Genomic DNA, 24,896 nt, shown 5'->3' on the forward strand with positions numbered 1-24,896 from the left:
CGTGCATCCGGGGGTGCGGACCATGACCAACTCCGCGCAGTGCACGGCGAACTTCGTGTTCCGGGGCGGCTCGAAGGTGTACCTCGGGCAGGCCGCGCACTGCGCGACCACCGGCGACACCAGCCAGACCAACGGGTGCACCTCGCCGTCGCTGCCCCTCGGCACCCAGGTCCAGATCGCCGGGGCGAGCCGGCCGGGCGTGCTGGTCTACAGCTCGTGGCTGGCCATGCAGGCCGCCCGGGAGACCGACGCCAACGCCTGCGCACACAACGATTTCGCGCTGGTCGAACTCGACGCGTCCGATCTCGGCAGGGTCAACCCGAGCATCCCGTTCTGGGGTGGTCCCAGCGGGCTGAACACCGAGGGACTGCGGCAGGGCGAGGCCGTCGCAACCTACGGCAGCTCGCTGGGGGGCGGAACCGGTGTCGTCAACGCCAAGCAGGGCACCGCCCAGGACGACACCGACGGCGGCTGGAACCACACCATCGTCACTTCCACCCCGGGCATCCCGGGCGACTCCGGCAGCGCCGTCCTGGACTCCGCAGGCCGCGCGGTGGGGGTCCTGTCGACCCTGAACCTCTCCGGGGGCGGCAGCAACGGGGCCGGCGATCTCTCCCGCGAACTGGCCTACCTGCGCACCCACTCCTCGCTCCGCAACGTCTCGCTGGTGACCGGCACCGAGCACTTCCGCGGCTCGCAGGCACTCTGGTAACACCAGCGCCGGCATCGTCGCGGTGTGTCACGCCGCGACTGCCCGGGAGTAACGGGTCCGGAAGCATACTTGATTAGTTCCAGAAAATCCGCCAGACTGCCGCGCGTGCCACCGACCGCTGCGGAACTCGAGCGCATGCTGCGCGAGGCTGCACTGCGCGTGACCCGTCCCCGGGTCGCAGTGCTGTCCGCGGTGCACGACCATCCGCACGCCGACACGGACTCGATCATCGCTGCTGTGCGCAGGGACCTCCCCAAGGTGTCGCACCAGGCCGTCTACGACGTGCTGCGCGCACTGACGGGCGCGGGACTCCTGCGTCGCATCCAGCCGATGGGTTCCGTCGCCCGCTACGAGGCGCGGGTCGGCGACAACCACCACCATGTCGCGTGCCGGTCGTGCGGTGCCATCGCGGATGTCGACTGCGCCGTGGGCACCGCACCTTGCCTGACCGCGTCCGATGACCACGGCTTCGCGATCGACGAGGCCGAGGTCATCTACTGGGGGCTGTGCCCAGCGTGCTCCCCCGACACCGAACCCGAAACCACTCAATCCCGAAAGGAAAGCCGTGACTGAAAGCCCCGACGCAGTTGTCGGCGAGAGCAAGGAAGAGAGCGGCGGCCGGTGCCCCGTCGCGCACGGTCGTGCCCCGCACCCGACCCAGGGCGGCGGGAACACCCAGTGGTGGCCCAACCGACTCAACCTGAAGATCCTTGCGAAGAACCACCCGGCGGCCAACCCGCTGGGCGAGGACTTCAACTACGCCGAGGCGTTCCAGTCCCTCGACCTGGCCGCGGTGAAGCGGGACATCGAGGAGGTGCTGACGACCTCGCAGGACTGGTGGCCGGCCGACTTCGGCCACTACGGCCCGCTCATCGTCCGGATGGCGTGGCACAGCGCGGGCACGTACCGCATCAGCGACGGCCGCGGTGGTGCCGGCGCCGGTCAGCAGCGCTTCGCGCCGCTGAACAGCTGGCCGGACAACGCGAACCTGGACAAGGCCCGCCGTCTGCTGTGGCCGGTCAAGAAGAAGTACGGCCAGAAGATCTCGTGGGCCGACCTGATGATCCTGGCCGGCAACGTCGCCCTGGAGTCGATGGGCTTCAAAACCTTCGGCTTCGGCGGTGGCCGCGAGGACGTCTGGGAGCCGGACGAGGACGTCTACTGGGGCCCCGAGACCACGTGGCTCGGCGACGAGCGCTACAGCGGTGACCGGGAGCTCGAGGAGCCGCTGGCGGCTGTCCAGATGGGCCTCATCTACGTCAACCCGGAGGGCCCGAACGGCAACCCGGACCCGCTCGCCGCGGCCCGCGACATCCGCGAGACGTTCCGCCGCATGGCGATGAACGACGAGGAGACCGTCGCGCTGATCGCCGGTGGCCACACCTTCGGCAAGACCCACGGTGCCGCCCCGGACAGCCACGTCGGGCCCGAGCCCGAAGCCGCACCGCTCGAGGAGCAGGGCCTGGGCTGGAAGAACTCCTACGGCACCGGTAAGGGCGCGGACACCATCACCAGCGGCCTGGAGGTCACCTGGACCTCGACGCCGACGAAGTGGACCACCAACTTCCTGTGGAACCTGTTCAGCTTCGAGTGGGAGCTGACCGAGAGCCCGGCTGGCGCGAAGCAGTGGAAGCCCAAGGGCGGCGCGGGTGAAGGCACGGTGCCGCACGCCCACGACCCGTCGAAGCGGATCGCGCCGAGCATGCTGACCACCGACCTGGCGCTGCGGTACGACCCGATCTACGAGCCGATCGCGCGGCGCTTCATGGAGAACCCGGACGAGTTCGCGGACGCCTTCGCCCGGGCCTGGTACAAGCTGACCCACCGCGACCTGGGGCCGAAGTCGCTGTACCTCGGGCCGGAGGTGCCGGAGGAGACCCTGCTGTGGCAGGACCCGCTCCCGGAGGTCGACCACGAGCTGATCGACGCCGCGGACATCGCCGCCCTGAAGGCCAAGGTCCTCGAGTCGGGCCTGAGCGTCTCGCAGCTGGTCACCACCGCGTGGGCGTCGGCCTCGACGTTCCGCGGCAGCGACAAGCGCGGTGGCGCCAACGGTGCGCGGATCCGTCTGGAGCCGCAGAAGGACTGGGAGGTCAACAACCCCGACGAGCTGGCCAAGGTGCTGCGCACCCTGGAGGACATCCAGGAGTCGTTCAACGCCGCCCAGACCGGTGGCAAGAAGGTCTCGCTGGCCGACCTGATCGTGCTCGCCGGGTCGGCGGCGGTCGAGAAGGCCGCCGCGGACGCGGGCCACAGCATCGAGGTGCCGTTCACGCCGGGCCGCGTCGACGCGACGCTGGAGCACACCGACGTGGAGTCCTTCGCCGTACTGGAGCCGGTCGCGGACGGCTTCCGCAACTACGTCGGCAAGGGCAGCCGCCTGCCCGCGGAGTTCCTGCTGATCGACCGGGCGAACCTGCTCACGCTGAGCGCCCCGGAGATGACCGTCCTCGTCGGTGGTCTCCGCGTCCTCGGCGCGAACTACGACGGCTCGGAGCTGGGTGTCTTCACCGACAAGCCGGGTTCGCTGACCAATGACTTCTTCGTGAACCTGCTCGAGCTGGGCATCACGTGGAAGCCGGTGTCGGAGGACGCGCAGGTCTTCGAGGCCACCGACGAATCCGGCCAGGTCAAGTGGAAGGGCAGCCGCGTCGACCTGGTCTTCGGCTCGAACTCCGAGCTGCGTGCGCTCGCGGAGGTCTACGCGAGCGACGACGCCAAGGAGAAGTTCGTGCAGGACTTCGTCGCGGCGTGGACCAAGGTGATGAACCTCGACCGGTTCGACCTCGCCTGATCCCGGCCTGTCCGAGCGAGACCCCGTCCCACCAGGGCGGGGTCTCGCCGTTTCCGGGGGCCGCCGGTCCACGCGGCCCGCTGTCGCACGCGTGTTCCACTCGGCGATCCGGGGTCTTTGGGCTCTGGAACACGCATTCCGGTGCGCGCACGGTCAAGTTCGACCGAGGGGGCCGGCGACGCGTCACGGGGAGACGGGATTCATGGCAACTCATGGAGCACGACGCACCGGCTGGGCGGTGTGGCTGTACTTCGCGGCCGCCGTCCTGCTGGTGGTCGGCATCATCCAGGTCGTCAACGGCATCACCACCTTTGCCCGTTCGGGGACGACGTTGGTGACCTCGGCCGGTTCGGCAGTGCAGATCAGCTACACCGGCATCGGCTGGAGCTTTGTGATCACGGGCGTGGTACTGGGCGCCATCGGGGTGGGGCTGTTCCGGGGGCGGACCTGGGCGCGTACGCTCGGCATCGTTCTCGCGCTGATCAGCGTGCTGGTGAATCTCGCCTTCTTCGCGGCCTCCCCGCTGTGGTCGGCCGTGGTCATCGTGCTCGACGTGGTCGTGATCTACGCGCTGGCCGCGCACGGCGCGGAACTGTCCCGCCGATAGCGCGAGCGGCCGCCGGGCGCGGCCCGCAGCCACGGCTCGGACCGCAGGCGACAGCGGCGAGGGAGGTGTGGCGTGAACCTACAGATCCTGCCACTGGCCATCACCATGCTCGCCGGACCGCAGATCATGTCCGCGATCGTGTTCGTGACCACGGCGCGCCCGGTACGCGTGTCCGTGGCGTTCCTGCTCGGCGTGCTCGTGGCGACGACCGCGGGTGTGCTCGTCGCGCGCGGACTGGCCGCCCTGCTGGGCAGCGCGGTCCCGCTCGACGGCGAGTCGCAGACGGCCAGCACCCTGGGCAAGGCCATCCAGATCGCTCTCATTGCCCTGTTGGCGTTGGGTGCGCTGAAGAACTACCTGGGGCGCAAGACGGCGGAGCCGCCCGAGTGGCTCGGCACCCTGCTCTCGGCAACCGGGGCCACTGCGTTCCGGACCGGTCTGTTGGTCATCCTGGCGATGCCGTCGGACATCGTGATCATGCTGACCGTCGGCATGAACCTGCAGAGCCACCGCAGCGGTGTGGGTGCCGCGATCCCCTTCATCGCGGCGACCGCGCTGGTCGCGGCCCTGCCGCTGCTGCTCTACCTGGTGTTCCACAAGCGCGCGATCACGGCCATGCCGAAGGTCCGGGACTGGATGAACACCCACAGCTGGCTGGTCAACATCACCGTCTGCGGCATCTTCATCCTCATCATCGCCAGCGGCTAGCTGTCCTGGCCGCGGTCGCGGAGTCACCGTTGCCGCTTCGTCTCCCGGGCCGTGTCCCGGAACTCGTCGAACTTGTCCTTCGCCGCGTCGAGCACTCCCTTGGTCTTGCCGCGGGCGCCGCTTTCCACCATGCCTTCGGTCAGGTCCGTCAGGTCCTTGCCCTTCGCGTCCAGGTCCAACCTGTTCGTCGCTTCGGCGAACCGCAGGTAGGTGTCCACACTGGCCACGACGATGCGGGCGTCGATCGTGATCAACTCGATGCCCACGAGCGAGACGCGGATGAACGCGTCGATGACCAGACCCTTGTCCAGGATGGTGCCGACCACGTCCGCGAGCGTGCTCGCGGATCCCCGCTGCACAGCAGATCCGCCGCCCTGGGGCCTGCTCGGGACCGTCATGCGCTCACCTTCTCCGGATTCGCGGCTTTGGCAGATCGCCCGCAATGGCCGCCCGGTGGCCGCCGACACATTCGCGGCCGCGCACGATTCACCCGCAACAGACGCAACTCTTGTGTGCACGTGCGCTTCTCGAGGAATTCCTTCCACAGTCCGACGGGCTCGATTCGGGGCTACCCACCCACCAGGACGAGCAACCCTTGATGTCGTGACCCGAAGAGCGGCGCGACGACCCGACACGGTGCAGGCGCGCGCACTCGCGTCCACAATCGGCACTGTCGCGTGAACTTCGCCGGGTAATCACCACTCGATCAGGTGGGGCTCGAGTAGCTGCGCACAACTGGGTGTGGTTAGAACCGCAGAGACCTGTCAGCGCAGCTTCTTCGCCAGAACTCGGGGTGGTACGTGCCGAAGTCAAGACACCGGGCTCCCTCCGCCGGCCCGAAGAGATGGATGGCCTGGGGCGGCGCCGCTGTCGCCGTGCCCGCGCTGCTCGCCGCGTTCCCGGGTGCGGGCGTCGGCCCCGCGACGGGGACGTTCGTTGTGCTCGAGATGTGTTTCCTCGCGGGCGCCGTGTCGAATGCCTGGCTGCTGTCAAGACCGCCGCTTCGGCGCGGAGGGCACCTCGTTCTCCCGATGGTGCGCCGACCGGACGCCGTGGAGATCGTCGCCCCGCCGCGGCGGGGAACCGACGCGAAGTCCTCGAACGCCGGTGGACCGGTGCCGAAGCAGACCCGGATCGCCGCCGAGTTCACCAGGTTCAGCACGACCGGAGCAACGTTGCAGGTCACGATCGTGACCGTGGCCGACCAGCGCCAGCCGGACCCCGCCGTCGGTGATCTCACCGGCGCGTTGTTCGCGGAGCTGCGGCAGGTCGTGCCCGCGGCCGTGGAGGTCGGGGCCGATCGGTATGGGCTGGGCCGGACAGCGGGTTCCGATTGCGGCTGATGGTCAACTGGATGCCTGGTGGCATGGGGCGGGATCGGGTGCATCACCGCGGCTGGTGCCGGGTAGCCATAGCCCAATGGGATCGCCGGAGCAGTTCGAGGCGGCGGGCACCGTGGGCGTGGAGGAGGAGTTCCTCCTGGTCGATACGACGTCCGGGGTGCCGGTACCGCACGCTCCTGCGGTGATCGACCGGGTGCACGCCCTGGCGCCCGGATCGCCCACGACGATCAAGCCCGAGCTGATGGCGACGCAGGTCGAGGCGGCGACGGGGGTGTGTGGCACGCTGCCCGGCCTCGCCGAGCAGGTCCGCATCGGCCGACGTCTGCTGGGCAGTGCCGCGGGCGGCGAGCGGGCCTGGCTGGTGGCGGTCGGTGCACCGGTCCTGGCCGGCTCGTCACCGCCGCTGAGTACGGGGCCTCGCTTCGAGCGCATCATCGCCACCTACCGCGACGTCGTCGCCGACTACCAGACCTGCGGTTGCCACGTGCACGTCGGTGTGCCGGACCGCGCCCTCGCCATCGAAGTCGTCAACCACCTGCGTCCGTGGCTGCCGACGCTGCTGGCGTTGTCGGCCAACTCGCCCTTCCGCGCTGGGAGGGACACCGGCTACGCCAGTTGGCGGATGGTCGAGCAGTCCCGGTTCCCCGGTTCCGGAGTGCCGCCCCGGTTCCGTTCGATCGAGGACTACGACGCGAAGCTGGCGCGACTCGTCGACTGCGGTTCGCTCGTGGACACCCGGATGAGTTTCTGGCTGGCGCGACCCAGCGAGGTGTTCGCGACCGTGGAGGTGCGCGCTGCCGACGCCGCTGCGACCGCCGAGGAAGCGGTGCTGCAGGCGGCGCTGGTGCGTGCTCTGGTGCGCACGGCGCTGGCCAAGATCGAAGCTGGAGTCGACCCGCCCGGCGTCGGGGACCAGGTCGCCGCAGCGGCGCTGTGGTCCGCCGCGCGCCATGGCCTGCACGGTCCGGCTGTCGATCCGTGGGCCGAGCGGCAGGTCCCCGCGGTGAACCTGGTCGAACGACTCCTCCGGGACGTCGCCGCCGCTCTGGAGGACACCGGTGATCTCCGCTTCGTTCGCACGACCGTCGACCAGTTGCTCCGCAGCGGAACCGGGGCGTGCCGGCAACGGTGGGCGGCCCGGAACGGGCCGTTGGCCCTCATACGCCTTCTGGCCGGGTGGACCAGCGCGGAGCAACTCGATCAGGAACCCGACAGGCGTCAGGAGGCGCGATGAGAACCTCGGCAGCACAGGTGAACCCGATCGGCGCGGTGCTGCCCCGCCCGCGCGGCCCGGTCTCGGCCGGGTTGCTGGCCACGCTCACGGGGGACTCGGCGCAGATGCCCGAACCGGATGTGGTGGCCAGCGTCGACCCGCTCGGCGACGACGTGCAACTGGCGCTCTACACCTGCTACGAGATGCACTACCAGGGCTTTGCCGGCGTCTCCCCCGCATGGGAGTGGGACCTCGGGTTGCTCCGCTTGCGAGCCGCTCTGGAGGAGATCTTCCGGACAGCCCTGCGGGCGGCGACGTCGGGCAGCCGCGATGTGGCGGGCGCACTGGCCCCACTGCTGGTGGAACCGGTGGACGAGTACGGGATTTCGCACCACCTGCGCGACGAGGGCACGCGGTGGCAACTGCGCGAGTACCTCGCGCACCGCTCGCTGTACCACCTGAAGGAAGCCGATCCGCACGCCTGGGTGATCCCGAGGCTGCGAGGCAGGGCGAAAGCGGCCCTGGTCGCGGTTGAGTTCGACGAGTTCGGCGGTGGACGCGCGGAGCGGATGCACTCGCAGCTGTTCGCCGACATGATGGCCGGGATCGGGCTGGATGCCGGCTACCTGCGCTACCTCGATGTCGTGCCCGCTCCGGCGCTGGCCATCGTCAACCTGATGTCGATGTTCGGTCTGCACCGGAGTTGGCGCGGTGCGCTCGTGGGCCACTTCGCCGCCGCCGAGATCACCACCTCACCGAGCGCCAGGCGGATGGCGCAGGCACTCGAGCGCCTGGGCCTGGGTGAGCACGCGGCGTTCTACACCGAGCACGTGGCCGCCGACGCCGTGCACGAGCAGGTCATGCGCCACGACGTGGTGGGGGACCTGGTGGTCCACGAGCCGGAGTTGAGCGCCGACGTCGTCTTCGGCATCGAAGCGACCGGATTGCTGGAGGATCGGCTCACCGAGCACGTCATGTCCGCCTGGCGGAACGGCCGGACCTCCCTGCGCGAACCGCTGCCCGATCCGGGCGCCTCCGCGTGACGGTCGTGAGCCGCTCCCGCAGCCGGTGTCCGTTCGGCGGCTGCGCGCGGTCAGCCACCGGGTGGCAGTCGTCGCCGCCGGTGGCTGGTGTCGCAGATCGGGTAGGTGGTGCTCCGCCGGCAGGTGCACAGCGCGACCACGAACCGGTCCGAGCGCACCACACTGCCGTCGTCGAGTTCGCACTCCACCGGCCCCTCGATCAGCACAGGTCCGCCCTCGACCACGCGGACGCGCCGCGCTCGATCACTTCGCGGTCCGTCTGGCATGCAGCACCACCAGTTCCTCGTGCCGTTGGCCCGGTGCGATGAGGCCCTGCTTTTCCCATGCCTCGGCGCGCTGCCGCATGATCGGACCGAACGGCACGATCTCGCTCGCCACGATCGAACTCGACAACCGCACCTCCTTCAGGCGGCGCATCGTGGTCTCGACCCCGCTCAACGCGGACTGCACCAGCAGCAGAACACCATCCGCCGCGAGCAGGTCCGGTGCCGCCGCGCACAACTCGTCCAGGACCGCACGCCCATCGGCGCCCGCATCCCAGGCCCGGGCTCGACCGCGGGCGGGCACGCTGTTGCCCGGAACGTAAGGCGGGTTGGAGACGATGAGGTCGAAACGCTGCCCCGCAACGGCGTGCGGCAGCTCGCCCCGTCGTACCCGCACCGCAGACAGGCCGCGCATCTTCGCGTTCAGCATGGCCGTCCACACCGCGTTCGCCGCCACGTCCACGGCATGGACAGAACGCGCACCCAGCCGCGCCGCCGCGATCGCGAGCACACCCGTACCCGTACCGATGTCCAGCACCCGCTCCGGAGGGTCCGGGCACGTCCTCCGCAGCGCGTCGACGAGCATCCACGTGTCCGCCTGGGGTCGGTAGACCCCGGGCAATCTCAGCAGCCACACGGCTTTCGAGTACCTCCGCCCCGGGGCGGACAAACGCGTGACGGGCGTCAACGGTCCGGATCAGCAAGCGCGGCGGCGAGCCGGTAGTCGACCCGCACGTCGCGATAGGTGGTTCCGGGTCGCACCCGCTCGGGAAGATTCGTGCGGTCCGACGAGGATTCGTGCTCCGCGGTCCCGAAGAACTCCACGCGTGTGCGGGGCTCCGTGTGGAAGCGCAGGCGACGCGCCCGCACGGTCGCGTGGAAGCTGATGTCCGGATCGGTCATGGCGACCGCGGCTTCCGGCTGTTCGGCGACGAGGGTCTGCGCGGACGCTCGCCCTCGACCGGTCGCCGCTTGGTGGGGCGTTCGGTACGCCGGGTCCGCGGCGGTCCGCCGCGCTCGGCGGTGCCGTCCTCAGCGCGCCCGGCATCGGCTTCCTCTCGGCCGTCGGTGGCGTCCTGCGCTGCCCTCTCCGCACCGCGACCGACTTCCTCCGCAGTCGCTCCCGCACCACGGCCGACGTCCTCCGCTGCGCTCCCCGCACCACGGCCGACCTCGCCCACGGCCTCCCCGACGCCACGCCCAGCGGCCTCGACGGACGTCCCCGCGCCGCCGCCGAGTTCTGCGAGCGCCTCCCTGGCACCGCCGCCGACCTGCTCGGCCGCGCCCCCGGCACCGCGCCCGACCTCGCGGACGGCCTCCCCGGCGCCGCGCAGCGCCGGTTCGATACCGCGTATGGCCTGCTCGATGATCTGCGGGTTCCGGTCGATGGTCGTCAGCACACGTTCCAGGATCCGCGCCACCGTGTCGAGCCGGACCTTGAGCAGCGCCTCGGCCTGCACCCCGGCGATGGTCAGCGACACGCGTCCGAGCGCGACGTCGGCTCCGACGTTCAGCTTGACCAGATCCAGCACCTCCGCCTGCAGGGACACCCGGGCCCGCAGGTCGTCGACCTCGAGCTTGATCTCGTCCACCGACACGTTCGGCACGTCCAGCAGCACGTCGGGCTCCCGGGCATCCTGCTCGAACGGCCGCTCCGGCCGCTCGCCGTCGTCCGCCGCCTCGTCGCGCCGGATCTCGGGTGTGTCGTCAGCCGGCACGTGATCACCTTCTTCGTGGTGGCCTCCCGCCCATCGTGCGCCCTCCGCCGCTCCCCTGTCTTGAGCCTTTCGACTCATGTCGATGGCGTGCGCCGCGTCTGGCCACCCGCGGTGTGATCAGGCGTTTTCCGCGGCCGGCTCACCGGGTAACACCCTGTACATGACCCGGACCGGAGATACCCCGAGAACACCGCTACAGACCCTGGCGGCGCACGGCCAGCGCGGCTGGGTCGACTACCTGTCCCGACGCTTCGTCCGCGACGGCGAGTTGACCCGCCACGTCGAGCGGGGACTGGCTGGTGTGACGTCCAATCCGACGATCTTCCAGGGCGCCATCGCGGAAGGGGACTACTACGACGACCAGCTCCGCGAGGTGCTCGCCACCGAGGACGATCCCAAGGAAATCTTCCTGGCCGTCGCGCGCAAGGACATCCGCTCGGCGTGCGACGTGCTCCGCCCGGTCTTCGACCGCGGTGCGGACGGATGGGTCTCCCTGGAGGTCGACCCCAACCTGGCGCACGACACGCAGGCCACCATCGACGAGGTCGATCGCCTGCACCGCATGATCGACAGACCGAACCTGTTCGTGAAGATCCCCGGCACCCAGGCCGGTCTGCCCGCGATCGAGGAATCCGTCGCCAACGGGATCCCCGTCAACGTGACGCTGCTGTTCTCGCTACAGAGGCATCGCGCCGCCGCCGAGGCGTACCTGCGGGGGTTGCGGCGGCTCCGCGACAGCGGCGGGGACCTGCGCTCGGTCGCATCCGTGGCCTCGTACTTCGTCTCGCGGGTCGACACCGAAGCCGACCGCCGCCTCGAGGCGATCGAGGGACACGACGAGCTCAGGGGCACCCTCGCCATCGCGAACGCCAAACTCGCTTACCAGACCTTCAAGGAGGTGTTCAGCGGGCCGGACTGGGAGGACCTCGCGGCCGCCGGTGCGACCCCGCAGCGCTGCCTCTGGGCCTCCACCTCGGTGAAGAACCCGCGGTTCCGCGACGTCCGCTACGTCGAGGAACTCGTCGGCCCCCAGACGGTGAACACCATGACGATCACAACCCTCCAGGCGTTCGAGGACCACGGAAGGATCGCCGACACCCTCGAGCGCGATGTGGACGAGGCCCGTCGCACCTTCGACCGGTTCGCCACCGCCGGTGTCGACTACGACGACGTGACCGCGGTGCTGGAACGGGAGGGAGTGGACAAGTTCGCCACGTCGTTCCAGCAGTTGTTCGACGAGATCGCGCACAAGCGCGACCAGCTGGTACGGGCATGAACCACGCCCCACCGGGCTGGGGGCGAGCCGGCGGACGAGTGGCTGGACGCCCACATACGCCAGGAGCGCTGATGGACCACCGCAACGAGCGGCCCGAGGATTCCGCGGCACCGCAGGTTCCCCACGACGGACCAGCAGATGTCGTCGATGCCCTGGAGTCGGAGATCCTGGGTGTGGACGACGAGGATCGCCACGCCCCGGAGGAACCCGAACCCGCCATCGAGCAGGATCTCGACCGGGACGACATGGGCGATCCCGGCGCCGCGACCGAACCGCCCGACTGAAAAGCACCGGGCCGGGCACCCGCGTGGGCGCCCGGCCGGCTCAGGACCCCGTTACGGCCGCACTCATGCGCCAACCTGCTGCTTCAACCGTTGCGGGGCGCGATGAGGCTGACGCGGAAGGTCTCCGGGGCGGCGAACATCGAGGCGGCTGCGATGAGTGACCCGACGGCGACCAGCGCCGCCACGCTCCACGATGCTCCGCCGGACCACAGGATCAGCGAGGTGGCCAGCAGCGGGGTGAAGCCACCCAGCAGCACGCTGCCCGTCTGGTAACCGATGGAGACACCGCTGTAGCGCACCCGCGGTTCGAACAGCTCGGTGTAGAAGGCCGCGATGGGCGCGAACACCGCTCCGTGCGGCACCGCGAGCACGACCGCCAGCGCCAGCGCGATGAGCACCGGAGACCGGGTGTCGAGCAGCCAGAAGAACGGCCAGGCGTAGGCGGCCATGAACACCGCACCGCCGATGAACACCGGCCGACGACCGATGCGGTCCGACAGCGCCCCCCACAGCGGCAGCGCGACGATGTTCAACGCGGCCGCCAGCATCACCCCGGTCAGCCCCACCTGACGCGGCAGGCCGAGCTGCTGGGTGATGTAGGTGAGCACGAAGACGGTGAACACGTAGTAGTTCCCGCCTTCGGCGAAGCGCACGCCGATCGCGATCAGGATCTGCTTCGGGTGGGTGCGCAACACCTCGACCAGCGGCCGGCGCGACGGTCCGGCGGATTTGGTGGCCGCCACGAACGACTCGGACTCGGTGATCCGGAACCGGATGTAAAGGCCGACCAGCGCCAGCACGATGCTCACCAGGAACGGCACCCGCCATCCCCAGCTGATCAGCTGTTCCTCCGGCAGGAGGGAGACGGCGCTGAACACCCCGGTGCCCAGCAGGAGCCCGGCCGACACACCGGTCTGCGGCCAGGCACCGTAGCGGCCGCGCTTGTCGTCCGGCGCGTGTTCGACGGCCATCAGCACCGCCCCGCCCCATTCGCCACCGACCGCGAAGCCCTGGACCAGCCGCAGCAGCACCAGCAACGCGGGGGCGGCGATGCCGATCTGCTCGTAGGTGGGCAGCAGGCCGATGAGCGTGGTGGCGCCACCCATGAGGGTCAGGGTCATCACCAGGGTCGCCTTACGGCCGAGCCGGTCGCCGTAGTGCCCGGCCACGAACCCGCCGAGGGGGCGGGCGATGAACCCGGCCGCGAACGTACCGAACGCGGCCAGGGTCCCCGCGGCGGGGCTGATGTTGCTGAAGAACAGCTGGTTGAAGATGAGCGCCGCAGCGGTGCCGTAGATGGTGAAGTCGTACCACTCGATGACGCTGCCGATGGTGCTGGACGTCAGGGTTCTCGACGCCGACGTAACCCCGGTACGCGTCGTTGCGTTGGAGGACATGCGCGGTGCGCCTTTCGTGTGGTCAGGGGCGGGCGGTGGCGGGAGCCCAGGGCAGGTCCGCGCCGCCGAACCTGGCGGCCCGGACATCGCCGGAGCGGGCGTGTCCTTCGAACAGCTCGACGCGTGCGGCGCGTCCGCACACCTCGCCGAGCTTCGCGCTGGAGGCGGGGTCGGTGACTTCCTGGTAGGTCACCGTCTTGAGGTACTTGCCGACCCAGAGCCCACCGGTGTAGCGGGCGGCGCCCCGGGTGGGCAGCACGTGGTTGGTGCCGATGACCTTGTCCCCGTAGGACACGCAGGTGCCTTCGCCGAGGAACAGCGCACCGTAGTTGCGCATCTTCGCCAGCGCTTCGCGGGGCTGCGCGGTGAGGATCTGGACGTGCTCGCTGGCGTAGGTGTCGGCGAGTTCGTACGCCGCGTCGAGGTTCTCGACGACGTGCACCTCGCCGTGGTTGCGCCAGGCGGGCTCGGCGTTGTCCCGGGTGGGCATGTCCGGCAGGAGCTTGTCGATGTGCTCGATGACCGAGCGCCCCAGCGACTCCGAGGTGGTGATCAGCACCGCGGGCGAATCGGGGCCGTGCTCGGCCTGGCTGAGCAGGTCCACCGCGACGACGAACGGGTCGGCGGTCTCGTCGGCCACGATCAGGACCTCGGTGGGGCCGGCGAACAGGTCGATGCCGATCTCGCCGAACAGCTGCCGCTTGGCCTCGGCGACGAACGCGTTGCCCGGACCGGCCAGCATGTCCACCCGCGCGATGGTCTCGGTGCCCAGTGCCATGCTCACCACGGCCTGCACACCACCAAGCAGATAGATCTCGTCGGCGCCGGCCAGGTGCATGGCCGCCACGGTCGCGTCCGGCACCTCGCCGCGGATCGGCGGCGTACAGGCAACCACCCGCGGCACCCCGGCGGTCTTGGCCGTCACGATCGTCATGTGCGCCGAGGCCAGCAGCGGGTAGCGACCGCCCGGCACGTACGCGCCGGCCGCGGCGACCGGGATGTGCTTCTGCCCCAGGTGCACGCCGGGCAGGGTTTCCACCTCGAACTCCTGCATGGACGCCAACTGGCGTTCGGCGAAGGAGCGGACCTGCTGCTGGACGAACTTGATGTCGTCGATGACCTGCTGTGGAACGCGCGAAACGATCTCCTCGATCTGCTCGGCGGACAGCCGGAACGACTCGGGCTGCCACTTGTCGAACTTCGCCGAGTACTCACGGACCGCCTGGTCACCGCGGGCGCGGATATCGGCGATGATCGCCGCGACCTTCTCCTGCACGTCGGACGAGGAGGTCGTGGTCGTCGCCGAGCTGGTGGCCGGAGCCTTGAGCACAAGAGCCATGGGGTCGTGATCCCTTCGGATGTTTACGTACACATCGCACCATAGCCGGGTACCGTGTTTACGTAAACCCATACTTTCGCCTCACTCGATCCAGAAACTGGGAGGTGCTCGGTGGTCACCAGCCGGGACGTGGCGCGACTGGCCGGCGTGTCGCAGATGACGGTGTCGCGCGTCCTGCAGGGCAGCAACAAGGTCGCCCCGGAAACCCGCGACCGCGTCCTGGCAGCGATGAAAGAAGCCGGTTACCGACCGCACGCCGCGGCGCGGACCATGCGAACCCGGCGCACCTCGACCGTCGGTGTCGTGGTCGCCGACATCACCAACCCCTTCTACCCGCAGCTGCTGGAAGCGGTCGGCCAGGCGCTGGAGGAAGCCGGCCAGCGGATGGTGCTGTGGAACGCTCCCGATGCCGGTGGCTCCACCGCCCTGAGCGCGCTGGACGAAGGCATCGTCGACGGCCTGATCTTCACCACCATCACCGAAGGGTCCGAGCAGCTCGGCCAAGCCCTCCGGCGCGGAGATCCGATCGTGCTGCTGCACCGCGGCCTGGACTCATTGGACTGCGACCAGGTCACCACCGACAACCTCGCCGGCGGTCGAGCGGTCGCCGAGTACCTGGTGGCCGCCGGGCACACCCGGATCGGCTTCCTGCGGGGGCCCGAGCAGGCGAGCACGGCCCGGCACCGCGAGCGCGGATTTCGCGACCGCCTCGCCGAACTCGGTCGGCCGCTGGCCGAGGACCTCACCGCCCAGGGCGCATTCGCCCACGACGTCGCCTGGTCGGCGATGCGCGACCTGCTCTCCCGGGAGGACCCGCCCACCGCGGTCTTCTGCGCCAACGACCTGACCGCGCTCGGCGCGGTCGACGGCGCCGTGTCCCTGGGCCGCCGCGTGCCTGAGGACGTGTGGGTGATCGGGTACGACGACATCGCGATGGCGTCATGGGACTCCTACGACATCACCACGGTCCGCCAGCCCATCGCGGACATGGCCCGGGCGGCCGTCCGCCTGCTGCAGGAACGGCTCGAGGACCGATCACTGCCCCCACGCAAGCAGCTGTTCCCCAGCGAACTCATCATCCGCGGCTCCACCGCGCACACGACGATGCCATGACGGCCGACGCTGACGAGACCGGCCGTTCACCGGTGGACGCCGAACCCGCTGCGCCCGCCGATGAACGGCCGGATCGTGTCGACCAGCAGCCGGTGAGCCGCTGGGCGACATTCAGCGCCGCTTGCCCAGTCGGCGAGCGGCGACCAGTCCTGCCAGCGTTGCCACGGCCATGAACCCGACGATTGCAAGTACGCGTAGCACGGTGAACTCCTCGTCTTGTCATCAGGCGGAGTGCCTGCGGGAGGTCTCCAGTGCAGCAGCGCCACCGCGTTCCCGCTCAACCGGTCACCATCGCGGGTGACGCACGATGGCATGGTCGAGCACGACTCGCCGGCAAACTTGTTGCGGCTGCGAGGAACAGGACTCACCGCGGTGCAGGCGACCGGCAAGTGCACCGGACGGGTGTTCGCCGAAAGACTCCGCATTTCCGGCAAACCTCGTGTTCGTGCCACGGCGGTGGTCGCCGGTCCGGGTCAGGCCGGGGCGGGCGCTGGTGGAGCCGGCACCTCGGGGGGCGCGGTCAGGTCGGCGTGCGTCCTGGCCAGGAAGTCATCGACCGCGTCCCGGCCGCGTCGCAGCAGCCGGCGCAGCTTGTCGGGAGGGGCGTCGAACTCGGTGATGCCCACCCCCGAGGTGTCCACCACGATCATGCGGTCGCGGACGCCAGGCCGGTCGAGGTGGGTTTGGTCGTGCCCGACGAATGCGGTGACAAGCACCCTCTTGAGCAGCTCGAACGGCGGCAGCAGCGGGATGCCGAGCGCGGGGATGATCTCGTCGGCGTTCTCGGGGAGATCGGGGAGGATGCGCACGCCGAAGGTCGGCCAGCGCGGTCGCCGGCCGTCGGTCCGGTCGAAGATTTCGACGGGGAAGTTCGACAGCACCGCACCGTCCACGACGACCGAGGTGCACCCGGTCACGGGATCGGTGAGCTCACTGGGCTGGAAGTACAGCGGGATCGACATCGACATCCGCACCGCGTCGGCGACGGACTGCGCGTCGGGGTCGAGGTGGAACAGCGGGTAATCCCACGGCAGCCGCAGCAGCCGGCCGCGCGTGATGTCGGTGGCCAGGACCACGAGCTTGTAGCGCTGGTCGGGGCGCAGCCGGGAATCGTCATCGCCAGAATCGCGGCGCAGGTCGCCGAAGGTGGACACCCCGAGGGCGCCCAGCTCGCGGGCGAGCCAGTCATGCAGGTAGTCGCCGCGGTAGGCACCGCTGTGCGCGAGCAACGCCCATCCCTCGCTGATCAGCGGGAAGGCCGGTGGGTGCCGGTCCGGGATGCGCGACAGGTCCAGGCCGGCCAGCGCGCGCCGGAGACCGGGGGCGTCGGCACCGGCCGCCGCGAGCGCGGCGACGACCGCGCCGGCCGACGTGCCCGCGATCCGCGGGAAGGTGTAGCCGCGCTCCAGGAGGCGGAGGACGGCTCCTGCGGTGCCGAGCCCCTTGATTCCGCCACCTTCGAGTACGAGATCGGCGTGCACCACGTGGCCTTCCTCGCCGGGGATGTCGTTGTCAGGGCGATACGATGCTGCGGCGGCTGCCCGGCCGTCGCAGGACGGGCAGCCGCCGATGACCTGAACGTGTTCCCCGGCTCAGGGCATCGATCCGGGCGGATCAGCCTCCGGCGGGCAGGCCGGCTCGCGCCTCGGCGGGTGACAGGGGGCGCAGCGTCAGCGCGTACTCGTAGCTGCTGTCAGCGCGCACCCGGTAGCGGCTGCGCACCGGGTTGGGCGTGTCGCCGACGCCGGTGACCGCGTGGCTGGCGTGCAGGGTGAACCACCCATCGTTGCGCCGCAGCTGGAACGGGTAGGCGGCCCGGTCGAGGTCGTCGTACGCGGTCACGCTCACGTCCCGGGCTCCCGCCACCAGCAGACCGCCGGCGCAGTCGGTGAGCAGCGCCCACCGCGAATCGGTGTGGTTGCCGTGGTCCTGCGGCCGGTGGTACTCGACGTACTGGTCGTCCACCGTGGACGAATACACGCCGATCGGGGTACCGTCCCTGCGGTCGACGTAGCTCTCCAGCTCGCGCCCGTACCAGGCGAACCGGTGGTAGTCGGCCGGGAGGGAGAGGGAGATCCCGATCCGGGGCAGGTACGGCAGCCGCCGCACCGCGCCCTGCGGGGTCACCCGGTGGCCGAGGCGCAGCATGCCGCCGCGGTCGATCGCAAAGGTCATGGTCTGGTCGAACCAGGCGTCGGCGACGTCCGGGGCGGTCACCCGGCTGTCCACCACGATCCACGCTCCCCCGCCCGGGTCGGGTTCGACGCGGACCCCGGTGACGGTGGTGGCCAGCCGGTCCAGGCCGACCTTGCGCCAGTCCTCACCCTCGGCACGGCCCCAGGCGAAGGTCTCGTTGCTGATCGGGGCGCGCCAGGCGTCCAGTTCCGGCCCGCCGGCAAGCAGTTCCCGGCCGGGGGCGCGGATCGAGGACAGCGTGCCGGTCGTCTTGTCCAGGGTGTAGGTGACGCCGGCTGCCGACGCGGTCACCGCCTGCCCGTTCTCGGCGATGTGCACCGGTGCCCCGCCGGCGGGTGCCTGGTCCAGGCCGGGCACGCGGGTGCCGCCGAGGGAGAACTGGTCGTGGGCCAGCACGTGTCCGGCGGGCAGCGTCGGCTGCGGGCCGGTGGTGACCGCTTCGACGGTGAGGAACCGTTCCCGGTCGGCGGGGTTCGGCGGAACCGGCAGCCGCACCGTTGCGGTCGAGTCCGCCGCCACCCGCAACGGCTGCGCACCGCGGGCGACGATGCGCGAGCCTTCGGTGATCCACCACCGCAGGTTCAGCCCGTCGGTGCCGGTGAACTGCCGCTCGTTGGTCACCGACAGCGTCCCGTCGGCGTAACCGAACCGAAGCGGCTGGTGGGCCCAGCCCAGCTGCGCGGTTTCCGGTTGCGGTGTGCGGTCGGCGCTGACCAATCCGTCCACACCGGACAGACTCGAACCGTAGGAGAGGTGGGTGCCGCGCACCTCGATCCGGTCGAGGTCCAGGGCGAGCACCGCACCACCGACCGGTTCCGGTGCGTTCAGCTCAGCGGGAGCGAGCGCACGGTCGTAGATCCGCGCGTCGTCGACCGCGCCGCGTGCCATCCAGCCCACGACGGACGGGTCGTTCCAGAAGGTTTCGAAGTCGCGCCCGATGTTGACCTCGGCGGAGGAGGAGTCGATGCTGCCGGTGAACGGTGTGCTGCCGACGTCCTGGCCGTCGATGTAGAGGCGCAGCGCGGTGCCGTCGTAGGTGCCGCTGACCTGGTGCCAGGTGCCGTAGAAGTCGTCCGGTACCCGGGCCCGCACGAAGCGCCGCGTTCCACTGTGGATGAAGAACTCCAGGGTGGTCTCGTCCGTCATCTGCAGCGCATACTGGTGGTCGCCCCTGCACGGCGTCCGGTTCCTGCCGGGGTGCAGGGCGTGCGAGATGTCGAATTCGGCGGGGGTGTAACCGCCCTGGTCGTAGCCGACGTAGCGGCCGTTGACCCACACGAAGTAGCCGGAGGTCACGCCTTCGAAGCGCAGGAACGTGGTGCGCGCGCGATCCAGTCGACCGGCAGGTCGAAGTCGCGGGCGTAGGCGGCGGTGGGGTTGACGTCGCGGGGCACGCGCGGCGGGTCGTCCGGCTGGATCTCGGTGGCGATGTTGCGGAGGACCGGGTGGTCCAGGCCGTCGGTCTGCCAGGTGTGCGGCACCGAAACCGTCCGCCAGCTCGAGGTGTCGTAGCCCTTGGCGGGGAAACCGGCCGGAACCTCCTCCGGGCGCTCGGCCATCGCGATCCGCCACTCGCCGTCCAGCGACATCGTGTACGGGGTGCGCTCCTCGCCCCGGACCGCGGAGTCGACGTCGGCGTACGGGCGCAGGTGGGCGTGCGGTTCCTCCTGGCCCTCGGCCATCATCTGCGGATTCTCGAGGTAGGCGTGCACATCCCCGCCAGGTATCCCGGGATCGGGTGGCTGGGCGGCCCCGGCGATGCCGGTCATAGCAAGCAAAGCCGACAACACCGCGACAAGAGCACCCAACCGCAGCACACGGAACCTCCATGGTCAAACACAACCGCACAAGAGCACACGCACCGGAGGTCAGGTGCCGGAGGTGTCGAGGGCGGTGTCCAGGTGGACCATCGCGACCCGTTCGCGGTAGGTCGGGGTGCGGGCCGTGGGGCCGGATTCGGCGATGTGGGCGCGGAAGGCTTCGGGCAGGGCGATGCCCCTGGTTTCCAGGTAGTACGTCGTCAGACCGGACCAGATCCAGGTACCGTCCGTGCGCAGCGTCACCGGGACCACCGGCTCGTCGTCGTCCGCGAACAGGTCCGGGATGAGCTCGCCCTCCTCGGTCAGCGGTTCTCCGGAGTTCAGGTACGCCAGCTGGGCGTCGCGTTGCGGACCAGGCGGTTCGCGGTCCTGGGTCGCCGCGTCGAAGCGGGCGAGTTCGATCACCGGCCGTGGCGCGGTGGCATGGATCTCCCGGCCCGACACCAGCGCCGCCACGTGGTAGTAGGCATCGAGCGGGCTGTCCGGGCGAAACACCTCAACCTGCGGGGTGGCCAGACCCGCGTCCCACAACCGGTCTGCGAGTTCCGCGGCGATGAGCACCGGGTCTGCTCCGCCCTCGGTTTCCACCAGATGCACCGGCCGCGCGACGATCGCCGGTGCGTCCTCGGGCAGGCACCACGCCTGCCACGCCGTGTGCGTGCCCGGTTGCGATTGCAGGTAGGAACCGACGACCTCGGCGTACTGCTGCGCCGTGCTGTCCTCCTGCGACCAGAACTGCCACCGGTGCACCGCGATGTCCTCGGCGTCGCCGAGCTGGGCGAGCCGCTCAGCTGCTGCCCCGTCGGCCCCGTCGAGCAGAACCGCACGTGCTCCCGGCGGCACGGGCTCGTCCCACTCCGCGAGGAACTGGATGATCAACCGCGCCGCGTGTCCCCACTGGTCGGCCGCCAGCCAACGCCGGGACTGCCACACCACCTCGTCCGGAAGCACCTGCGCCAACTGCAACAGCAGTTCGTGCCGCACCCGGTTCTGCTCGACCCGCATCCTGTAAGCACCCCACAACGTCAGCTACCGAACAACGCCACTACCACAGCGGTGTGAGCACGCGCGACCCCTGGCCATCGTCGTTCACCTGCACGACGCGGTGCCTGAGCGCGTCGGCACGGATTCGCATCGACGCCTCACCGGTAGCGGATGACGCGCAGCGCCATCGGATCGTCCTCGAAGGTGGGCACGCCATCCTCGGCCAGCGAGTCGACGAGCCGGACCCCGCCGTCCTCAGTGACCGCGACGAGCAGGTTGCCCACGGTTTCCCGGCCACGCGTGTCCCGGCGGCGGACCCACACCAGCGCCCGCGAGCCGTCGGGCGCGCCCGCCATTTCCGTGAACACCTCGTTCCAGCTGCGGTGCTCGGTGATGCTCAGCGGCTCGCTGCCCAGCTCGCGGATCGTCGGCCTGAACCAGGCAGCGGCCCCGGGCGTCGGCGGGTTGCCCAGGCCGTCCTTCCCGGCGTCCCAGCTGGCCAGATACGACCACGGGTCGTTGTTGGGCAGCCCGAACGGTCGCTGGCCCGCTTCCTTGGGCACCACCAATGCGGCGTCGAGCATCTGGTCCTGCCACTCGCCGGTCTCCAGGAACCGCTGCGTGGTGCACGCGAACAGCCAGCCGCGTTCGGTCTCGTCGTCCTCGTCGGGCGCGACGAGAACCACCGGCTCCGGATAGATGTGCTCCAGCCAGGCATTCGCCTTGTCCAGCGCGGCCTGCAGGGTCGGTGCCGGCGCTTCCCAGGGGACCGGGAGAGTCTCGGTCTCGGTCACGACCGGGCGGTGGAACCGCGCGACCACCAGCTGAGAGATCTCGTCGTCGTCCAGGCGGGCCAGCGAACCCCGTTGCCCGTCCAGGAACACGGCCTCCTTGTCGTTGTGGAACCCGTACAGCAGGTGACCGGTGAGCTCGGCGCCGGACAGCTGACGGCGCAGCCACACCACGGTACGTGTGCCCGGGCCGCCCTCCAGCAACGCCGACGTCACGTCCGCCCACGTGGAACTGGAGAACACCTCGGCCTCCGGGAAGTACGTGGTGCGCATCCGGTCCCACCAGCCGGGTGCCTCGTCCACCGGAGCCCAGGGCAACGCCGAGGCGGGGCGGCCGTCCACGGCCGCATCGGTCGCGATCAGGCAACTGCGCGCGTTGACCCGCCACCGCCACGGCTGGGGGTCAAGATCGGCAGCGGGTCTCGCGTTGAACTCCTCGTCCAGTGGATCGGCGTTGGCCACCGGGAACGGCTGCCTGCCGTCCTTGGGCACCGCGATCGTGGCGGCCAGCAGCGGCTCTGCTGAGCCGCTCGCGTAGTCGCAGCCGAACAGCTGGGTGCGCGCGCCGTCGTGCAGGGGTTGGGGGTCGGTAAGCGTGACCAGCCCCCCGTACGTGCGGTCCAGCCATTCCGCTGCCCTGCCGGCGAAATCGTCGCTCATCGTCACCTCGGTCACCTCTCCTCGGACAGCCCGGCCTCTGCTGGATCAGCCATCGACCATGTGCATTGTGGGGCATGGCATGGCGAAAACGGCCACCTGCGCACACCGCACGGGAAAACCCCCACCACCGCGAGCCTGCAGGCAGCTCCACACCTCACGGACCAACGTGCACGGCCGTTGTCGCACCAGCTCGTCCGCCTCTTCCATTGCCGCATTGGAACCGTTATCGAGAAGGCAGTACGTGAGCACGTTCGTTACCTCGAACGATCGATCCGGCGGTATCAAGCCGTAGTAGCGCATCGTGACGGGCACCGCCTCCTTCGAAAGAGCCAGCCAGTGTTCTTCGGAGAGCTTTTGAGCCTTTCACGTGCGATCGCCACGCGGTCCTCCCACGACGGCAGCAGGTCACGGAGGGTCGCCTGCGGGTCGGCGAACCGGGAGGCGAGCACCGCGCGGTCGTGCGGTTCCATCCTGCGAACCCACTCTTGGAACTCCCGCAGCGAGGCGTGGCGGAGCTGGTTCTCCAGCTCGTTGAACCTTTGCCGGGCGGCCGGTGAAAACGATGCGTACCACGCGCCGAACTCTCTGAGGCGCTCGTACAGGTCGCGGAGGCGGCCGTCCATGAGGGTGTCCGGCTCAAAAGTGAGGAGGAGGAGGAGGAGGATCGGGCGGGCGCGGTAGATCTCGTGGAAGGCCAGCACGGCGTGCACCGACCTGGCGCCCGGCAATTGACGGTTATTGATCAGCGCGAAAGAGCTCGCGGGGTTGGCGAACGGGGTGCCCGGTGGTACCGCCGCGGCCAGCTCAGGTGTCAGCCCCGGCGCGTCACGACCTGCGGGCATCCCACCAGAAGATCCGCAGCCAGCTCCGGCCCCTCCAGCGGCGCCATACCAGTCCGCGGCAACGGCACAAAACCCACAACATCACGAACACTGGCATCAACCAACACAGCCTGCTGCGGATCGGGGAAGGTCACCTCCACCGCACCAGTACGCGGATTCCGGCGCTTGTGCACCAGAACAGCATGCGCAATCCCCGGCCGATCCTGCAGGATCACAGCCCCCCAAGCCCCCACCGGCTGATCACGAAGATGCGCCATCACCGCATCAAACGACGCCCGCACAGGCCGCGCACCAAGCGCCTCCCCCAACCAGCCCACGGTCACCACATCACCGGACTCCGCCTGTGCCTGCACAGTCCGGCCACCAACCAAACCCGGATCAGTCTCGATCACCCGCGCCGCGGCAACCAACGACTGCCCACAATTGCGGACATGCCCCGGCTGCCCATAGACCGGACCGTTCACCCACCACAACGCTGGATAACTCGCCAAGAACTGGTCAACCTCATACGACGGCGGCTCATCCCGATTGATCTCTGTGCCCTGCCGCGATTCTCGGTACGACTCCTCACGCCTCAGCGTCGGCACCGCCCTGGGACCAGTCCGCCGCGGATGAGTCCGCCCCTGCCCGTTACCCGCGGGCATTCCCACCAGAAGATCCGCAGCCAGCTCCGGCCCCTCCAGCGGCGCCATACCAGTCCGCGGCAACGGCAGGAAACCCACAACACTGTGACGACTCGCGTCAACCAACACGCCCTGCTGCGGATCGGGGAAGGTCACCTCCACCGCACCAGTACGCGGATTCCGGCGCTTGTGCACCAGAACAGCATGCGCAATCCCCGGCTGATCCTGCAAAATCAAAGCCCCCCAAGCCCCCACCGGCTGATCACGAAGATGCGCCATCACCGCATCAAACGACGCCCGCACAGGCCGCGCACCAAGCGCCCTCCCCAACCAACGCACAGTCACCGCACCACCGGACTCCGCCCGCGCCCCCGCAATATCCAGAATATGGCCACCAACCCCATCCGGATCAACCTCGATCATCCGCGCCGCGGCAACCAACGACTGCCCACAATTCTGGGTATGACCCGGCATGCCATAGAACCGCCCATTCACCTCCCACAACGCCGGATAAGTCACCCTGAACTGGTCAACCTCATACGAAGGAGGCCGAGATCCAAACTCCCCGTACGCAGGCGGCGCCAGACGCCGACGCTCCATCTCCGCCAGACGCCGACGCTCCATCTCCACCCGATACCGACGCTCCCACTCCTCCCAGCTGCGACGCTCCCGCTCCTCCCGATGCTGACGCCCGATCGGCACCATCCGCATTGCGGCCCGCAGCCCGCGCGGATGCCGACGCTCCCGCTCCTCCCGATACCGACGCTCCCACTCCTCCCAATGCTGATGCTCCCACTCCTCCCACTGCCGATGCTGCCTCTCCTCCCACTCACGCTCCCACTCACTCGACCAATCCTGATCCCCCATCACCTCCCGATACCGACGCTCCCACTCCTGCTGCTGCCACTCCCCCTGCGGACGCTCCATCTCCGCCGACAACAGACTGTTCATCTCCGTCCCGCCGTGGGGCGTGCCGTCCTCACGCCTCAGCGTCGGCACCGCCCTGGGACCAGTCCGCCGCGAATGAGTCCGCCCCTGCCCATTACCCGCGGGCATTCCCACCAGAAGATCCGCAGCCAGCTCCGGCCCCTCCAGCGGCGCCATACCAGTCCGCGGCAACGGCAGGAAACCCACAACACTGTGACGACTCGCGTCAACCAACACGCCCTG

General features: G+C 69.7%; 25 protein-coding genes. 11 read left to right on the forward strand and 14 right to left on the reverse strand.

Annotated elements, in window-relative coordinates; all coding sequences use genetic code 11:
• Positions 1-22 precede the first annotated feature (22 nt).
• The 5 genes from IEY17_RS22645 to IEY17_RS22665 all read left to right on the forward strand — a co-directional run bounded on the left by IEY17_RS22645 (position 23) and on the right by IEY17_RS22665 (position 4,821).
• Entirely contained in the window at positions 23-712 is a 690-nt protein-coding gene (locus tag IEY17_RS22645) for a S1 family peptidase (RefSeq protein WP_229680497.1), read from the forward strand.
• A 135-nt stretch (positions 713-847) separates the two neighbouring features.
• Positions 848-1,285: a Fur family transcriptional regulator gene (locus IEY17_RS22650; protein WP_188991103.1), complete on the forward strand. Its 438-nt coding sequence runs from the start codon at positions 848-850 to the stop codon at positions 1,283-1,285.
• Positions 1,278-3,506 carry a catalase/peroxidase HPI gene (katG, locus tag IEY17_RS22655; RefSeq protein ID WP_188991046.1) on the forward strand — a complete coding sequence of 743 codons (2,229 nt, stop codon included), beginning with the start codon at positions 1,278-1,280 and terminating at the stop codon, positions 3,504-3,506. Before IEY17_RS22650 ends, katG begins: the two co-directional genes overlap by 8 nt.
• 202 nt (positions 3,507-3,708) lie before the next feature.
• On the forward strand, positions 3,709-4,113 hold the full coding sequence (locus IEY17_RS22660) for a DUF7144 family membrane protein (RefSeq protein WP_188991048.1): 405 nt from the start codon (positions 3,709-3,711) through the stop codon (positions 4,111-4,113).
• Between the two features lie 72 nt (positions 4,114-4,185).
• Positions 4,186-4,821, forward strand: coding sequence for a GAP family protein (locus IEY17_RS22665; RefSeq protein WP_188991050.1), 636 nt, complete (start codon positions 4,186-4,188; stop codon positions 4,819-4,821).
• 23 nt (positions 4,822-4,844) lie between these two features.
• Here IEY17_RS22665 and gvpJ read toward each other — a convergent pair whose 3' ends face one another.
• Complete coding sequence (gene gvpJ, locus IEY17_RS22670) at positions 4,845-5,219, reverse strand: gas vesicle protein GvpJ (RefSeq protein ID WP_188991052.1); 375 nt, start codon at positions 5,217-5,219, stop codon at positions 4,845-4,847.
• A 450-nt stretch (positions 5,220-5,669) separates the two neighbouring features.
• On the opposite strand from gvpJ, the gene IEY17_RS22675 reads away from it, so the two are divergent.
• The 3 genes from IEY17_RS22675 to IEY17_RS22685 all read left to right on the forward strand — a co-directional run bounded on the left by IEY17_RS22675 (position 5,670) and on the right by IEY17_RS22685 (position 8,420).
• Entirely contained in the window at positions 5,670-6,164 is a 495-nt protein-coding gene (locus IEY17_RS22675; RefSeq protein ID WP_188991054.1) for a hypothetical protein, read from the forward strand.
• 76 nt (positions 6,165-6,240) lie between these two features.
• On the forward strand, positions 6,241-7,398 hold the full coding sequence (locus IEY17_RS22680; RefSeq protein WP_188991056.1) for a carboxylate-amine ligase: 1,158 nt from the start codon (positions 6,241-6,243) through the stop codon (positions 7,396-7,398).
• The gene (locus tag IEY17_RS22685; RefSeq protein WP_188991058.1) at positions 7,395-8,420 is read left to right on the forward strand and encodes an iron-containing redox enzyme family protein; all 1,026 of its coding nucleotides are present in this window, start codon (positions 7,395-7,397) and stop codon (positions 8,418-8,420) included. The genes IEY17_RS22680 and IEY17_RS22685 overlap by 4 nt, the downstream gene beginning before the upstream one ends.
• A 50-nt stretch (positions 8,421-8,470) precedes the next feature.
• Here the strand turns inward: IEY17_RS22685 and IEY17_RS22690 are convergent, their stop codons facing one another.
• The 4 genes from IEY17_RS22690 to IEY17_RS22705 are packed head-to-tail and all read right to left on the reverse strand — an operon-like array spanning position 8,471 to position 10,401.
• On the reverse strand, positions 8,471-8,686 hold the full coding sequence (locus tag IEY17_RS22690) for a CDGSH iron-sulfur domain-containing protein (RefSeq protein ID WP_188991061.1): 216 nt from the start codon (positions 8,684-8,686) through the stop codon (positions 8,471-8,473).
• A complete protein-coding gene (locus IEY17_RS22695; RefSeq protein WP_188991063.1) occupies positions 8,664-9,320 on the reverse strand; it encodes a HemK2/MTQ2 family protein methyltransferase in 657 nt (218 codons plus the stop codon). The genes IEY17_RS22690 and IEY17_RS22695 overlap by 23 nt, the downstream gene beginning before the upstream one ends.
• Positions 9,321-9,367: 47 nt before the next feature.
• Positions 9,368-9,586 (reverse strand): hypothetical protein, encoded by a 219-nt coding sequence (locus IEY17_RS22700; RefSeq protein ID WP_188991065.1) that lies wholly within the window; start codon positions 9,584-9,586, stop codon positions 9,368-9,370.
• Positions 9,583-10,401 (reverse strand): TrbL/VirB6 family protein, encoded by an 819-nt coding sequence (locus IEY17_RS22705; protein WP_229680499.1) that lies wholly within the window; start codon positions 10,399-10,401, stop codon positions 9,583-9,585. The genes IEY17_RS22700 and IEY17_RS22705 overlap by 4 nt, the downstream gene beginning before the upstream one ends.
• 160 nt (positions 10,402-10,561) lie before the next feature.
• Between IEY17_RS22705 and tal the strand changes: the two genes are divergently transcribed.
• Positions 10,562-11,677 carry a transaldolase gene (tal, locus tag IEY17_RS22710; RefSeq protein ID WP_188991067.1) on the forward strand — a complete coding sequence of 372 codons (1,116 nt, stop codon included), beginning with the start codon at positions 10,562-10,564 and terminating at the stop codon, positions 11,675-11,677.
• A 71-nt stretch (positions 11,678-11,748) separates the two neighbouring features.
• Positions 11,749-11,961 (forward strand): hypothetical protein, encoded by a 213-nt coding sequence (locus tag IEY17_RS22715; RefSeq protein WP_188991069.1) that lies wholly within the window; start codon positions 11,749-11,751, stop codon positions 11,959-11,961.
• Between the two features lie 83 nt (positions 11,962-12,044).
• Here the strand turns inward: IEY17_RS22715 and IEY17_RS22720 are convergent, their stop codons facing one another.
• Positions 12,045-13,358, reverse strand: coding sequence for an MFS transporter (locus tag IEY17_RS22720; protein WP_188991071.1), 1,314 nt, complete (start codon positions 13,356-13,358; stop codon positions 12,045-12,047).
• Positions 13,359-13,380: 22 nt separating this feature from the next.
• Entirely contained in the window at positions 13,381-14,697 is a 1,317-nt protein-coding gene (hisD, locus tag IEY17_RS22725; protein WP_188991073.1) for a histidinol dehydrogenase, read from the reverse strand.
• Between the two features lie 111 nt (positions 14,698-14,808).
• Between hisD and IEY17_RS22730 the strand changes: the two genes are divergently transcribed.
• Positions 14,809-15,810, forward strand: a complete 1,002-nt coding sequence (locus tag IEY17_RS22730) for a LacI family DNA-binding transcriptional regulator (RefSeq protein ID WP_188991075.1) — start codon at positions 14,809-14,811, stop codon at positions 15,808-15,810.
• 473 nt (positions 15,811-16,283) lie between these two features.
• Here the strand turns inward: IEY17_RS22730 and IEY17_RS22735 are convergent, their stop codons facing one another.
• From IEY17_RS22735 to IEY17_RS22760, 7 genes are all read right to left on the reverse strand, one after another.
• Positions 16,284-17,294 carry a patatin-like phospholipase family protein gene (locus IEY17_RS22735; RefSeq protein ID WP_188991077.1) on the reverse strand — a complete coding sequence of 337 codons (1,011 nt, stop codon included), beginning with the start codon at positions 17,292-17,294 and terminating at the stop codon, positions 16,284-16,286.
• A 130-nt stretch (positions 17,295-17,424) separates the two neighbouring features.
• Complete coding sequence (locus IEY17_RS22740; protein ID WP_268240387.1) at positions 17,425-19,302, reverse strand: beta-galactosidase small subunit-related protein; 1,878 nt, start codon at positions 19,300-19,302, stop codon at positions 17,425-17,427.
• On the reverse strand, positions 19,299-19,775 hold the full coding sequence (locus IEY17_RS25905) for a sugar-binding domain-containing protein (RefSeq protein ID WP_268240388.1): 477 nt from the start codon (positions 19,773-19,775) through the stop codon (positions 19,299-19,301). Before IEY17_RS25905 ends, IEY17_RS22740 begins: the two co-directional genes overlap by 4 nt.
• A 99-nt stretch (positions 19,776-19,874) precedes the next feature.
• On the reverse strand, positions 19,875-20,831 hold the full coding sequence (locus tag IEY17_RS22745; RefSeq protein WP_188991079.1) for a hypothetical protein: 957 nt from the start codon (positions 20,829-20,831) through the stop codon (positions 19,875-19,877).
• 137 nt (positions 20,832-20,968) lie between these two features.
• Positions 20,969-22,276 carry a YrhB domain-containing protein gene (locus IEY17_RS22750; protein WP_229680501.1) on the reverse strand — a complete coding sequence of 436 codons (1,308 nt, stop codon included), beginning with the start codon at positions 22,274-22,276 and terminating at the stop codon, positions 20,969-20,971.
• Positions 22,277-22,542: 266 nt separating this feature from the next.
• Positions 22,543-22,962 carry a hypothetical protein gene (locus IEY17_RS22755; RefSeq protein ID WP_229680503.1) on the reverse strand — a complete coding sequence of 140 codons (420 nt, stop codon included), beginning with the start codon at positions 22,960-22,962 and terminating at the stop codon, positions 22,543-22,545.
• A 110-nt stretch (positions 22,963-23,072) separates the two neighbouring features.
• Positions 23,073-24,896: hypothetical protein (locus IEY17_RS22760; RefSeq protein ID WP_229680505.1), on the reverse strand; the 1,824-nt coding region annotated here is incomplete at its 5' end.

The sequence above is a fragment of the Saccharopolyspora thermophila genome, assembly GCF_014646075.1.
Taxonomy (GTDB): Bacteria; Actinomycetota; Actinomycetes; order Mycobacteriales; family Pseudonocardiaceae; genus Saccharopolyspora; species Saccharopolyspora thermophila.